Raw genomic sequence first — 12702 nt, 5'->3', positions numbered from 1 at the left:
AAGAATGAATAATCGCCTGACCGGCCTGGCGCTGGCCAGTTTACTGCTGGTGGGATGTGCCAGTTCCAAACCGGCCGACGAGACGACGCCTGCGCAGCGCAGCGATCCGCTCGAAGGGTTCAACCGCACGATGTTTAACTTCAACTACAACGTGCTGGATCCCTATGTGGTGCGCCCGGTGGCGGTTGCCTGGCGTGATTACGTGCCGGTGCCGGCTCGTACCGGGCTGAGCAACTTCCTCGGTAACCTTGATGAACCGGCCAGCATGGTGAACTCGATTCTGGTCGGCGAGCCGCGTCAGGCGGGCATTCACTTTACCCGTTTCTTCCTGAATACCGTGCTCGGACTCGGCGGTTTCATCGACGTCGCCGGCAAAGCCAATCCCCAGCTGGCGCGTGAAGTACCGCACCACTTTGGCAGCACGCTGGGCCGTTATGGTGTTGGCTACGGTCCGTACGTGGTGCTGCCAGGTTACGGCAGCTTTACCGTGCGTCAGGATGGCGGCGACTACGTCGATACGCTTTATCCGGTACTGAGCTGGCTTACCTGGCCGATGTCGATCGGTAAATGGACGCTGGAAGGGGTGGAAACGCGCGCGCAGCTGCTTGATTCCGACGGCCTGCTCAGACAGCAGCAGGATCCGTACGCCTTTATCCGCAACACCTATTTCCAGCGTAACGATTTCCTCGCCAGCGGCGGCAAGCTGAAGCCGGAGGAGAACCCGAACGCCAGCGCGATTCAGGACGATTTAAAAGATATCGACTCTCAATAAATGACAACGGCGACCAACAGGTCGCCGTTTTGTTTTCAGCTGGCGACCCGCATGGGCCGCTGCACTGATTATCAGAACTTGTAGTTAAAGTTAGCGCCGTACAGCCAGGCCTTACCTTCGGAATTAAAGGTATAAGGACCTTCTTTCACCGTCACGTGCTGACCGTGCATATAGGAAACCCCGACATCAACCGACGCATCCGGCGTGAAGGCGTAAGACGCACCGGCGCTCAGCCACAGGCGATCCTGATCCGGAATCGAGATAGAGCGTTTATCCGCCGGCACCGGGCTGTCATCAAACGCGATACCGGTACGGAACGTCCAGTTATCGTCGTAGTTGTAAGTGGTACCTAACGCGATGCGATATGCATCACGGTAGCCTTCATCTTTATAGAACAGCGTCTGGCCGTTGCTGCCGGTGGCTTTCAGCTCCTGGAACTGGCTCCAGCTGGTATAGGCGAGGCTGTAGTGCACCGCCCACTGTGGCGCCACTTTATGCCAGCCGGACACTTCCCACATTTCCGGCAGGTTCAGCGTCAGCGAACCTGGAATAGTGGCGCCGCTGGTACCATACGGCAGACCCAGCGCAATCGCCTGCGGCGTGCCGTTGAAGGCGCGCGGGATATTGCTCTTATAGTCGCCGTCGAAATCGATCTTCACTTTGGAACGATAGGTGAAGCCGAAGCGGTTGTTTTTATCCACTTCATACAGGATACCGGCGTTCCAGCCGTAGCCCCATTCGTCACCTTTCAGGTGCGCGACCTGGGTATCGGCCGGCAGACCGGCGCGGGCACCGGCTTCACCGGCGTAGCGCTCAATTTTCGCTTTGGCGTACACCGCGTCAAAGCCGACGCCGAAGCTGAAGTTATCATTTAAACGATAAGCGGTGCTGAGGTTGAAGTTGCCGGTCATCAGATCGGTTTTGCCACCGAAGCCGCCCGCGGTGTAGCCGTTATTAAATTCGGTGGCCAGACCGTAGTTCGAGGTGGCCGAGGCGCCAATCCACCACTGATCGTTAATCGGATGCACATAATGGATGTTCGGGATCCACTGGTTTGGCGCAATATTGCTGGCGTTGAGGCTGTTGCCGGTCGGGCTGTTACCGCTGATATCCACTTCCGGGTCGATATAGACGGCACCGATAGAGAAAGAAGGGCGGTCCATCAGGGCCATGGTGGCTGGGTTACGGCTGGCAGAGGCGGCGGTATCACCCATGGCGCCTTCACCGGAATAGGCGCGGCCCAGGCCGATTGCTGAGAATTCGTTAAGTTGAAAGCCTGCGGCGTAGACGTGAGAAGAGACGAGCGCCACTGCAGCTGCCACAGCTGACTTTGCAAACAGGTTCTTATGGTTCATGACCACAACCTCATCTAAATTATTATTAAACGTAGTTACGTCGCGTAACAAAGGACGGCGGATTGTAGGGACTGACGATACAGACACATATCAGACCAGTGCGACGAGTATAGGTCCGACCTGTGTATTTGTTGCAATATTGTTTTTAAAATATTTCTGCTTTGATCGATAAAATCAGATCTGCTTAACAAAATCCTTGCGGTTCTGCTCCAGCATAGCGAGTCAAATTTGTTTTGGATCAAATTTTAGTGTGATATTCGTCACTTAGCGGGCGGAAGATAGCCGCGACGTAGCATCCGGCGTACACTTTGCAGCAGAAAATGATCCGATAGTGTTGATTTATCGTCAGGAGAAAAACATGACTGATGCCATTAGAAACTGTAGTGCGAACGAAACGGCAGCCTGCTGCTGCGTTGACGTGGGCACCGTGATGGACAATACCGATTGCAGCGCCAGCTGGTCAGGCGTGTTTGCTGACCGTCAGGCGGCTGAAGCAATGCTGGCCGAGCTGAGCGCCAAAGCGCGCCAGGTCGAGTCCGATCCGTGCGAGATTCATTCGCGCTTTACCGACGAAGCAGACGGCGTGCGCCTGGACGTCGATTTCACCTTTGCCTGCCAGGCCGAAACCCTGATTTTCCAGCTCGGCTTACGCTAATCCCGCCGCTGCCGACCCGCTTTTTCGGCAGCGTTGCCTCTTTTTCGTGTTACTCCTCGCACTTTTTTTCTTCTGTTATTGGCGACTTAGCAACACCTGGTTAACACTGATGATCAGGTCAGACCTGTTGGGCAATGATGCTCAGGTCGTAAATTACAGGTGAGTGCAATGAGCAAAGCGCAGCCGCTGCTGACGCGTCAGGGCGAACGTATCGCCATTACCCACGGATTACGCACCCCGTTTGCCCGCCAGGCAAGCGACTTTCATGGCATTCCGGCGCTGGAGCTGGGGCGCATGGTGGTCAGCGAATTAATGGCGCGCAGCGAATTGCCGGTGGAGGTGATCGATCAGCTGGTGTTCGGCCAGGTGGTGCAGATGCCGGAAGCCCCCAATATCGCGCGTGAAATCGTGCTAAGCAGCGGACTGAGCGTGCACACCGATGCCTACAGCGTGAGCCGCGCCTGCGCCACCAGTTTTCAGGCGGTGGCCAACGTGGCGGAAAGCCTGATGGCCGGGACCATTGATGCAGGTATTGCCGGTGGCGCTGACTCCTCCTCGGTGCTGCCGATTGGCGTCAGCAAAACGCTGGCGCGCGCGCTGGTTGATCTCAACAAAGCCCGCACCCTGAGCAAAAAATTACACATCTTACGCCGCCTGCGCCCACGCGATCTGTTGCCGGTGCCGCCGGCAGTGGCGGAATACTCCACCGGTTTACGCATGGGCGACACCGCCGAGCAGATGGCCAAAACGCACGGTATTACGCGTGAGCAGCAGGACGCGCTGGCGCTGCGCTCGCACCAGCGTGCGGCCCAGGCCTGGCAATCCGGCGTGCTGGCGCAGGAAGTGATGCCGGCATTTGTGCCGCCGTGGAAAGCACCGATTGAGCAGGACAACAACATTCGCTTTAACGCCAGTGCGGCGGATTATGCAAAGCTGCGTCCGGCGTTTGACCGTCGCCACGGCTCGGTCACCGCGGCCAACAGCACGCCGCTGACCGATGGCGCGGCGGCGCTGATTCTGATGCGCGAAGGGCGCGCGCGTGAGCTGGGCATTACACCGCTCGGTTACCTGCGCAGCTATGCGTTTGCCGCGATTGATGTCTGGCAGGACATGTTGCTCGGACCGGCTTATGCATCACCGCTGGCGCTGGATCGCGCCGGCATTACCCTGGGCGATCTGACGCTGATCGACATGCATGAAGCCTTTGCCGCGCAGACGCTGGCTAACCTCAAACTATTTAACGATGAACGTTTTGCGCGCGAGGTGCTGAAGCGCGATCGCGCGCTGGGCGAAGTCGACGAGACGCGTTTCAACGTGCTGGGCGGATCCATCGCCTACGGCCATCCGTTCGCCGCCACCGGCGCGCGCATGATCACCCAGACGCTGCATGAATTACGGCGGCGCGGCGGTGGCTTAGGGCTGGTAACCGCCTGTGCCGCTGGCGGATTGGGCAGCGCGATGGTTCTGGAGGCCGAATAATGAGCGAATCTGCATTCCATTTACAGATGCGTCCGGATCACGTTGCGGTGATCACCATTGATGTGCCGGGCGAAAAGATGAACACCCTGAAAGCGGAGTTTGTGTCGCAAATCCGCGCGGTGCTGGCGGAGGCGCGCAGCGATGCGCAGCTGGCGGGCATCGTGCTGATTTCGGGCAAACGCGACAACTTCGTCGCCGGTGCGGACATCAGCATGATCGCCAGTTGTGAAACGGCGCAGCAGGCTGAAGCGCTGGCGCGGCAGGGACAGGAAGTAATGGCGGAGATCGCCGCGCTGCCGTTCCCGGTGGTCGCCGCCATTCACGGAGCCTGTCTTGGCGGCGGGCTGGAGCTGGCGCTGGCCTGCGATGCGCGCATCTGCTCGCTGGATGAGAAAACCCGTCTCGGCCTGCCGGAGGTGCAGCTCGGCCTGCTGCCCGGTTCCGGCGGCACCCAGCGGTTGCCGCGTCTGATAGGTGTGCAGCAGGCGCTGCCGCTGATCCTCAGCGGCAAACAGCTGCGCGCTAAGCAGGCGCTAAAGCTTGGCCTGGTGGATGATGCCGTACCGCAGGCGATTCTGCTGGCAACCGCCGTGGCACGTGTACATAAAGGAAAGCACGCCGCACGCAGCCTGTCGCGCCGCGATCGCCTGCTGCAGGGGCCGCTGGCGCGTCCGCTGCTGTTTACGCTGGCCAAACGCCAGACCGATGGTAAAACCCACGGTAACTATCCGGCCACCGACCGCATTTTGCAGGTGGTGCGCATCGGGCTGGAGCAGGGCAGCGCCGCCGGTCACGCCGCGGAAGCGCGTGCGTTTGGCGAGCTGGCGATGACCGCGCAGTCGGCCGCACTGCGCAGCCTGTTTTTTGCGTCCACCGCCCTGAAGAAAGAGCCGATGGCGGATGCGCCGCCGCGCCCGCTGCAGCAGATTGGCGTGCTGGGCGGCGGGCTGATGGGCGGTGGGATTGCCAGCGTCACCGCGCTGAAAGCCGGTCTGCCGGTGCGAATCCGCGATATCAACCTTAACGGCGTTAACCACGCGCTGCAGTACAGCTGGGATTTGCTGAGCAAAAAGGTAAAACGGCGCCAGCTCAAGCCGGCGGAACGCCAGCAGCAGATGGCGCGCATCAGCGGCGGCACCGATTATCAGGGCTTCCGCCAGCGCGATCTGGTGATCGAAGCGGTGTTTGAGGATCTGGCGCTGAAGCAGCAAATGGTGGCCGAGATTGAAGAACACTGTCAGCCGCACACTATCTTTGCGTCTAACACCTCCTCGCTGCCGATTGCGCAGATCGCCGCCGGCGCGCAGCGCCCGGAGAATGTTATCGGCCTGCACTTCTTCAGCCCGGTAGACAAGATGCCGCTGGTCGAGGTGATTCCGCATAGCGGCACTTCAGCACAGACGCTGGCAACCACGGTGGATCTGGCGCGTCGTCAGGGCAAAACCGCCGTGGTGGTCGCCGACCGTCCCGGCTTTTATGTTAACCGCATTCTCGCGCCCTATATAAATGAAGCCATGCGCTGTCTGCTGGAGGGCGAGCCCATTGAACACATTGATAGCGCACTGGTGAAATTTGGTTTCCCGGTCGGCCCGCTGCAGCTGCTGGATGAAGTCGGTATTGATGTCGGCAGCAAAATCAGCCCGATTCTCGAACAGGCCTACGGTTCACGCTTCAGCGCGCCGCAGGCGGTGAGCGCTATCCTGGCCGACGATCGCAAAGGGCGCAAAAACCAGAAAGGTTTTTATGATTATCAGCGCACGCGCTGGCCGCGCAAACGTCAGGCCGATGCCAGTCTGTACCGCCTGCTGCAGTTAAAACCCCAGGCGAAACAGAGCGAGCAGCAGATCGCCACGCGCTGTGTGATGCTGATGCTTAACGAGGCGGTACGTTGTCTCGACGAAGCGGTGATCCGCAGCGCCCGCGACGGCGACATCGCGGCAGTGTTTGGCATCGGGTTTCCGCCGTTTCTCGGCGGGCCGTTCCGCTATATTGACCAGCGTGGTGCGGGCGAGATCGTCAATACATTACGTACATTAATGCAGCAATATGGCGAGCGTTTTACGCCCTGTGACGCGTTAGTGGCAATGTCAGAAGGGAAAACGAATTTTTACACTTCTGCACATTCATGAATAGCCGCACGGATTCAGCGGGTTAGAATCGGGGCCGCGCAGTGCCTGGCGCGGCACCATTCTGAGATGTGCTTATTTAATAAACAACCGGTTGACTATACTCAAGCCATTGGGGTAAAACACAGCGTTCATTCGCAGAATGAAGCGTCTGGTGCTGTGGTACCCGGCGATATCGACAAACAACAGCGGTGCTTTATGCAAGTTTTTATCATGCGTCACGGCGACGCAGCTCTGGAAGCAGCGAGTGATGCGGTTCGTCCTCTCACCCTGTGTGGCTGCGACGAATCACGTCAGATGGCGAGCTGGCTGAATGGTCAGACGCCGGGAATCGATAAGGTGCTGGTCAGCCCTTATCTGCGCGCCGGGCAAACGCTCGCCACGGTACGTGAAGCGCTGAAACTGCCTGAAGGGCAGGAAGTGCTGCCAGAACTGACGCCAGGCGGCGATCCGGGCATGGTCGCCTGCCATTTACAGGCGCTGGCAGTGCAGGGTGCGCACGCGGTGCTGGTGATTTCGCATCTGCCGCTGGTCGGCTATCTGGTTTCCGAACTCTGCCCGCAGGAAGCGCCACCGATGTTCGCCACCTCCGCCATTGCCTGCGTGGAGTTTGATGCCGACGCCTGTGAAGGCAAGCTGGCGTGGCAGGTGAGTCCGGCCAAATTAGCCAAAGCCATGTAATTCCCCTTCATACTTCAGGCCGCAGCTGCGTTGGCTGCGTCATTTCACCCCAGTCACTTACTGATGTAAGCTCCTGGGGATTCATTTCCTTGCCGCCTTGCTGCAACCTGAATTATTTTGGGGAATGATGTGCGCTCAAACCGCAACTGCGTTGGCTAAGTCATTTCATCCCAGGCACTTCTTCGCATAAGCTCCCGGGGATTCATTCCCTTGCCGCCTTGCTGCAACCTGAATTATTTTGGGGAATAATAGAGATCACTTTATTTCCCACTCGCTGTCCCTTTGCCGGTCAGGGTAATTCCGGCGGCTGCCACTCTTCGACTTCAATCAACACCAGCAGCGCGGCGTCGCCGCCAAACAGTTTGGGTGCCTGGTGAAACGCCATCACGTGCGGATGCTGTGCCAGCCACAGCGGGGTTTGCTGCTTGAGAATGTGCTTGCCGTGGCCGGTCATCACGCTGGCACAGAAAATATGCTCGCGGCGGCAGGCGGCAATCAGCGCGCCGAGTTCCTGTTTCGCCTGGAGCTGGGTTAACCCGTGCAGATCGAGAAAAATCTCTGGCGTGTAATCGCCACGGCGTAATTTTTTCAGCTCGTAATGGCTGACGTCGGCGCGTACGTAGCGCGTTGGTCCGTCGCTGGAGAGCAGCGGCTGAAACTCATCGGAGAAATAATGGCTGTTATCGGCCTGCTCAGACAGCAGCCGCTTCAGCGGCACTTCACGGCTTTTCACTGCCGGTTTGTGCACGATCGTATCCTGTTTCAGCTGGCGCGTACCGCTCATTAGCTGGCGGAACAGCGCCTGGTCGTCCTGGCTTAGCGGCGTCTTTTTACTCATGTCTCAGTGAATCATCAGAAATGGCGGGTGTCTGGCCGTTACCTTACCGCTAAGCGTCAACAAATGTCAGCTTTTTCACCTCGCTGCGCTGAATTCTGCCCGGCTTCATGGCACACTATCGGCCGATTGATTTTATGGCCTGCGGAGGGCTACGTGGACAAGATTTTCGTCGATGAGGCAGTGAACGAACTGCACACCATTCAGGATATGCTGCGCTGGGCAGTAAGCCGCTTTTCGGCGGCGGGCATCTGGTACGGCCACGGCACGGACAATCCCTGGGACGAAGCGGTCCAACTGGTGCTGCCGACGCTGTGGCTGCCGCTGGATATTCCGGAAGACATGCGCCACGCGCGTCTGACCGCCAGCGAACGTCACCGCATCGTGGAACGCGTGATCCGTCGCGTTAACGAGCGCATTCCGGTGGCCTATCTCACCAACAAAGCCTGGTTCTGCGGCCATGAATTCTACGTCGATGAGCGCGTGCTGGTGCCGCGTTCACCGATTGGCGAGCTGATCGAAAACCGCTTTGCCGGCCTGATCGACGGTGCGCCGCGCCATATTCTCGACATGTGCACCGGCAGCGGCTGCATCGCCATCGCCTGTGCGTACGCCTTCCCGGAAGCGGAAGTGGATGCCGTCGATATCTCCACCGACGCGCTGGCCGTGGCTGAACAGAATATTGAAGAGCACGGTCTGCTGCATCACGTCACGCCGATTCGCGCCGATCTGTTCCGCAATCTGCCGCAGGTTAAATATGACCTGATCGTCACCAACCCGCCGTACGTCGATGCCGAAGACATGGACGACCTGCCGAACGAATATCGCCACGAGCCGGAGCTCGGTCTGGCCGCGGGCAGCGACGGCCTGAAGCTGGTGCGCCGCATCCTGGCCTGCGCGCCGGACTACCTCAGCGAGCAGGGCGTGCTGATTTGCGAAGTCGGTAACAGCATGGTGCACATGATGGAGCAGTATCCGGACGTGCCTTTTACCTGGCTGGAGTTTGATAACGGCGGTGACGGCGTGTTCATGCTGACGCGCGATCAAATCGTCGCAGCGCAGTCGCACTTCTCATTCTATAAAGACTAAAAATCGGGGCGAGCGCTCGCCCGCAACATCGCAACAAGGAACCCCCATGGCCGGAAACAGCATCGGACAACTTTTTCGCGTTACCACCTTTGGCGAGTCGCACGGTATTGCGCTTGGCTGCATTGTTGATGGTGTGCCGCCCGGCATCCCGCTGACCGAAGCCGATATTCAGCACGATCTTGACCGCCGTCGTCCCGGCACTTCGCGCTATACCACCCAGCGTCGCGAACCGGATCAGGTGAAGATATTGTCCGGCGTGTTTGAAGGTGTCACCACCGGCACTTCCATCGGTCTGCTGATTGAAAACACCGACCAGCGTTCGCAGGATTACAGCGCGATTAAAGATCTGTTCCGTCCCGGCCATGCGGATTACACCTACGAGCAAAAATATGGCCTGCGCGACTATCGCGGCGGCGGCCGATCCTCGGCCCGCGAAACCGCCATGCGCGTGGCGGCCGGTGCCATTGCTAAAAAGTATCTGCAGATGAAGCACGGCATCGTGGTGCGCGGTTATCTGGCGCAGATTGGCGACATCGCCTGCGAACTGAAAGACTGGAGTATCGTGGAAGATAACCCGTTTTTCTGCCCCGATGCCGACCAACTCGATGCGCTGGACGAACTGATGCGCGCGCTGAAAAAAGAGGGCGACTCCATCGGTGCCAAAGTCACGGTGATGGCCGAAAACGTGCCGCCGGGCCTCGGTGAGCCGGTGTTCGATCGCCTTGACGCCGACCTGGCGCACGCGCTGATGAGCATTAACGCGGTGAAAGGCGTGGAGATCGGTGATGGTTTCGCGGTAATCAACCAGCGCGGCAGTCAGCACCGTGATGAAATCCGCAGCAACGGTTTTCAAAGCAACCATGCCGGCGGCATTCTCGGCGGGATCAGCAGCGGTCAGACCATCAGCGCCAACCTGGCGATGAAGCCCACTTCCAGCATCACCGTGCCGGGCAACACCATCACCCGCGACGGCGCGGAAGTGGAGATGATCACCAAAGGCCGTCACGATCCCTGTGTTGGCATCCGCGCGGTACCGATCGCGGAAGCGATGATGGCGATTGTGCTGATGGATCACCTGCTGCGCCAGCGTGGGCAGAACGCTGACGTCAACAGCAGCGTCCCGCGCTGGTAAGCCGCATGATACGCCGCCTGCTTCTCTCCCTTGCCGCGCTGCTGTGCAGTGCGGCCAGCCTGGCTGCCACGCCGTGGCAGCAAATCCATCAACCGATTGCCGGCAGCCCGCAGTCCATCGGCAGTTTTGCCAACGGCTGTATCGTCGGGGCGCAGCAGCTGCCGCTCAACTCGCCCAACTATCAGGTGATGCGTCAGGATCAGCGCCGCTATTACGGCCACCCGGACCTGATCGCCTTTATCCAGCGCCTCAGCACCCAGGTGCATCAGCTGCAGCTGGGCCAGGTGCTGATTGGTGATATGGGCATGGCCGCCGGCGGACGTTTCAGCAGCGGCCACGCCAGCCATCAGACCGGCCTCGACGTGGATATCTGGCTGCAGCTGCCGCAGAGCCGCTGGACGGCACAGCAGCTGCTGAAGCCGCAGCCGCTCGATCTGGTTGGGCCGGACGACCGCCAGGTGATCGCGCGTCACTGGCAGCCGCAGATCGACAGCCTGATCAAGCTGGCGGCGAAAGATGACGACGTCACGCGCATCTTCGTCAATCCGGCGATTAAAAAGCAGCTTTGTGCCGATGCCGGTAGCGATCGTGCGTGGCTCAACAAAGTGCGGCCGTGGTTCGCCCACCGGGCACACATGCACGTGCGCCTGCGCTGTCCGCCGGGCAGCCTGGAGTGTGAAGATCAGGCGCCACCGCCGCCGGGCGATGGCTGCGGCGCAGAGCTGGAAAGCTGGTTCCTGCCGAAGAAGCCAGGCACTACGCCGCCGGTGAAGAAGTCGCCGCCACCGTTGCCGCCTTCCTGCCAGGCGTTACTTGATAAGCATCTATTGTAGGAACCTGAGATGGATCTGTTTGTTGTCAGCCCGGTGGTACTTGGCGTGCTGTTTCTGGTCGCGGTGCTGGCGGCCTTTATTGATTCCATCGCCGGCGGTGGCGGTCTGCTGACCGTGCCGTCGCTGCTGGCGGCCGGTCTTTCGCCGGCGCAGGCGCTGGCGACCAACAAGCTGCAATCGGTCGGCGGCTCCTTCTCGGCCAGCCTCTATTTTGTGCGGCGCGGCGCGGTGAAACTGCGCGAGCAGCGGCTGAATATCGCCATGACCTTTCTCGGCGCGATAGGCGGAACGCTGCTGATTCAGCATATTCAGGCTGAGATACTGCGCCAGATACTGCCGCTGCTGCTGATCAGCATCGGGCTGTGGTTCCTGCTGATGCCACGTCTTGGCGAGGCCGATCGCGAGCAGCGCCTGCATGGCCTGGCGTTTGCGCTGGTGGGCGGCGGCTGCGTCGGCTTTTACGATGGCTTCTTCGGCCCGGGTGCCGGCTCATTTTATGCGCTGGCCTTCGTCACGCTTTGCGGCTTCAATCTGGCGAAAGCCACCGCCCACGCCAAAATCCTAAATTTCACCTCTAACTTCGCCAGTCTGCTGTTCTTTATGTTCGGCGGCAAGGTGGTGTGGGGCACCGGCGTGATTATGCTGCTGGGGGCGTTTATTGGCGCACGCCTCGGCGCCAGGCTGGTGCTGAGCCGCGGTCAGAAGCTGATTCGCCCGATGGTGGTGACGGTGTCTGCCGTCATGAGCGCTAAGCTGTTGTGGGACAGCCACGGCAGTGTCATTCTCGCCTGGTTTGCCGCACTGTAATCCGCACTCGTCAAAACCGGCCGCCAGTGCGACAATGGCGGCGGTTTGTTTAAAGATTAAAATATTATGAGTAAAGAGCACCATTATCAGCAGCTGGTGGAGATTTTTGACGGCTGCTTTGCTGACGATTTTCAGACGCGTCTAATTAAAGGCGATGATGAACCTATTTATCTTCCAGCGGATGACACCTCACCGTGGCACCGCGTGGTGTTTGCCCATGGCTTTTACGCCAGCGCGCTGCACGAAATTTCGCACTGGTGCATTGCCGGTGAAGCGCGGCGTAAGCTGGTGGATTTTGGTTACTGGTACTGCCCGGACGGGCGCGATGCGCAAACGCAGGGCCAGTTTGAAGCGGTGGAGATTAAGCCGCAGGCGCTGGAGTGGCTGTTCTGTGTGGCAGCCGGCTTTCCCTTCAACGTCAGCTGTGACAATCTCGACGGCGATTGTGAACCGGATCGCATCGCGTTTCAGCGCAAGGTGCATGCGCAGGTGATGCATTATCTGCAGCACGGCATTCCGGCGCGTCCGGCGCGCTTTATTGATGCGTTAGCCAGCTATTATGGTACGCCTGCACTGACGGCGGCACAGTTTCCGTGGCCGGAAGATCTGTGAGCCGCACTCCGATAAATGAAGGATGATGAGAAGATGATCGTAGAATTCGAGTCCCGCATTCTGGCGCTTATTGACGATATGGTCGAACACGCCAGCGACGACGAACTGTTTGCCAGCGGTTATCTGCGTGGCCATCTGACGCTGGCAGTAGCGGAAATTGAGCAGAGCGGCGAACACACGCCGGAAGCGCTGCAAATTCAGGTCACCAACAGCCTGCAAAACGCCATCGCCGCCGGTGAGCTGTCGCCGCGCGACCAGGCGCTGGTAGTGGGCATGTGGGATAACCTGTTTACCCAGGCGCGCCTCACTGCCTGACTGGCCGGGGC

Annotated in this window: 13 protein-coding genes; 11 read left to right on the top strand and 2 right to left on the bottom strand. The window is 59.4% G+C overall.

The window, feature by feature from the left end; all coding sequences use genetic code 11:
- Positions 1-4: 4 nt before the first annotated feature.
- Positions 5-772: a phospholipid-binding lipoprotein MlaA gene (mlaA, locus tag KOL70_RS09015; protein ID WP_215480533.1), complete on the top strand. Its 768-nt coding sequence runs from the start codon at positions 5-7 to the stop codon at positions 770-772.
- Between the two features lie 71 nt (positions 773-843).
- Here mlaA and fadL read toward each other — a convergent pair whose 3' ends face one another.
- Positions 844-2127, bottom strand: a complete 1284-nt coding sequence (gene fadL, locus KOL70_RS09010) for a long-chain fatty acid transporter FadL (RefSeq protein ID WP_021509151.1) — start codon at positions 2125-2127, stop codon at positions 844-846.
- 358 nt (positions 2128-2485) lie between these two features.
- On the opposite strand from fadL, the gene KOL70_RS09005 reads away from it, so the two are divergent.
- The 4 genes from KOL70_RS09005 (at position 2486) to sixA (ending at position 7068) form a co-directional block, all read left to right on the top strand.
- A complete protein-coding gene (locus tag KOL70_RS09005) occupies positions 2486-2782 on the top strand; it encodes a YfcZ/YiiS family protein (RefSeq protein ID WP_021509152.1) in 297 nt (98 codons plus the stop codon).
- A gap of 168 nt (positions 2783-2950) precedes the next feature.
- Positions 2951-4261 carry an acetyl-CoA C-acyltransferase FadI gene (gene fadI, locus KOL70_RS09000; RefSeq protein ID WP_058769880.1) on the top strand — a complete coding sequence of 437 codons (1311 nt, stop codon included), beginning with the start codon at positions 2951-2953 and terminating at the stop codon, positions 4259-4261.
- Positions 4261-6390: a fatty acid oxidation complex subunit alpha FadJ gene (gene fadJ, locus KOL70_RS08995; protein ID WP_215480532.1), complete on the top strand. Its 2130-nt coding sequence runs from the start codon at positions 4261-4263 to the stop codon at positions 6388-6390. Before fadI ends, fadJ begins: the two co-directional genes overlap by 1 nt.
- Before the next feature lie 195 nt (positions 6391-6585).
- Positions 6586-7068 carry a phosphohistidine phosphatase SixA gene (gene sixA / locus KOL70_RS08990; protein WP_021509155.1) on the top strand — a complete coding sequence of 161 codons (483 nt, stop codon included), beginning with the start codon at positions 6586-6588 and terminating at the stop codon, positions 7066-7068.
- A gap of 289 nt (positions 7069-7357) precedes the next feature.
- On the opposite strand, the gene smrB is transcribed toward sixA, so the two are convergent.
- Positions 7358-7906, bottom strand: coding sequence for an endonuclease SmrB (gene smrB, locus KOL70_RS08985; protein WP_021509156.1), 549 nt, complete (start codon positions 7904-7906; stop codon positions 7358-7360).
- 153 nt (positions 7907-8059) lie between these two features.
- Between smrB and prmB the strand changes: the two genes are divergently transcribed.
- From prmB to KOL70_RS08955, 6 genes are all read left to right on the top strand, one after another.
- Positions 8060-8992 (top strand): 50S ribosomal protein L3 N(5)-glutamine methyltransferase, encoded by a 933-nt coding sequence (prmB, locus tag KOL70_RS08980; protein ID WP_021509157.1) that lies wholly within the window; start codon positions 8060-8062, stop codon positions 8990-8992.
- Positions 8993-9038: 46 nt separating this feature from the next.
- On the top strand, positions 9039-10124 hold the full coding sequence (gene aroC, locus KOL70_RS08975) for a chorismate synthase (protein ID WP_058758410.1): 1086 nt from the start codon (positions 9039-9041) through the stop codon (positions 10122-10124).
- Positions 10125-10129: 5 nt separating this feature from the next.
- Positions 10130-10957: a penicillin-insensitive murein endopeptidase gene (mepA, locus tag KOL70_RS08970; RefSeq protein WP_216864052.1), complete on the top strand. Its 828-nt coding sequence runs from the start codon at positions 10130-10132 to the stop codon at positions 10955-10957.
- 9 nt (positions 10958-10966) lie between these two features.
- Positions 10967-11764, top strand: a complete 798-nt coding sequence (locus KOL70_RS08965) for a sulfite exporter TauE/SafE family protein (protein WP_058758411.1) — start codon at positions 10967-10969, stop codon at positions 11762-11764.
- 66 nt (positions 11765-11830) lie between these two features.
- Positions 11831-12376 (top strand): elongation factor P hydroxylase, encoded by a 546-nt coding sequence (locus KOL70_RS08960; protein ID WP_021509161.1) that lies wholly within the window; start codon positions 11831-11833, stop codon positions 12374-12376.
- A 33-nt stretch (positions 12377-12409) separates the two neighbouring features.
- Complete coding sequence (locus KOL70_RS08955) at positions 12410-12691, top strand: YfcL family protein (protein WP_010617478.1); 282 nt, start codon at positions 12410-12412, stop codon at positions 12689-12691.
- Positions 12692-12702 lie beyond the last annotated feature (11 nt).

Origin of the sequence: Pantoea sp. B270, from assembly GCF_018726825.1 — a bacterium.
In the GTDB taxonomy this organism is placed as follows: domain Bacteria; phylum Pseudomonadota; class Gammaproteobacteria; order Enterobacterales; family Enterobacteriaceae; genus Pantoea; species Pantoea dispersa.
The sequence above is the reverse complement of the archived record's forward strand: the minus strand, read 5'-3'. Positions and strand labels throughout refer to the sequence as shown.

Bases quoted from the DNA above. Each gene is read 5' to 3' on its own strand.
- mlaA (WP_215480533.1), top strand. From the start codon at position 5: ATGAATAATCGCCTGACCGGCCTGGCGCTGGCCAGTTTACTGCTGGTG.
- fadL (WP_021509151.1), bottom strand. From the start codon at position 2,127: ATGAACCATAAGAACCTGTTTGCAAAGTCAGCTGTGGCAGCTGCAGTG.
- KOL70_RS09005 (WP_021509152.1), top strand. From the start codon at position 2,486: ATGACTGATGCCATTAGAAACTGTAGTGCGAACGAAACGGCAGCCTGC.
- fadI (WP_058769880.1), top strand. From the start codon at position 2,951: ATGAGCAAAGCGCAGCCGCTGCTGACGCGTCAGGGCGAACGTATCGCC.
- fadJ (WP_215480532.1), top strand. From the start codon at position 4,261: ATGAGCGAATCTGCATTCCATTTACAGATGCGTCCGGATCACGTTGCG.
- sixA (WP_021509155.1), top strand. From the start codon at position 6,586: ATGCAAGTTTTTATCATGCGTCACGGCGACGCAGCTCTGGAAGCAGCG.
- smrB (WP_021509156.1), bottom strand. From the start codon at position 7,906: ATGAGTAAAAAGACGCCGCTAAGCCAGGACGACCAGGCGCTGTTCCGC.
- aroC (WP_058758410.1), top strand. From the start codon at position 9,039: ATGGCCGGAAACAGCATCGGACAACTTTTTCGCGTTACCACCTTTGGC.
- mepA (WP_216864052.1), top strand. From the start codon at position 10,130: ATGATACGCCGCCTGCTTCTCTCCCTTGCCGCGCTGCTGTGCAGTGCG.
- KOL70_RS08965 (WP_058758411.1), top strand. From the start codon at position 10,967: ATGGATCTGTTTGTTGTCAGCCCGGTGGTACTTGGCGTGCTGTTTCTG.
- KOL70_RS08960 (WP_021509161.1), top strand. From the start codon at position 11,831: ATGAGTAAAGAGCACCATTATCAGCAGCTGGTGGAGATTTTTGACGGC.
- KOL70_RS08955 (WP_010617478.1), top strand. From the start codon at position 12,410: ATGATCGTAGAATTCGAGTCCCGCATTCTGGCGCTTATTGACGATATG.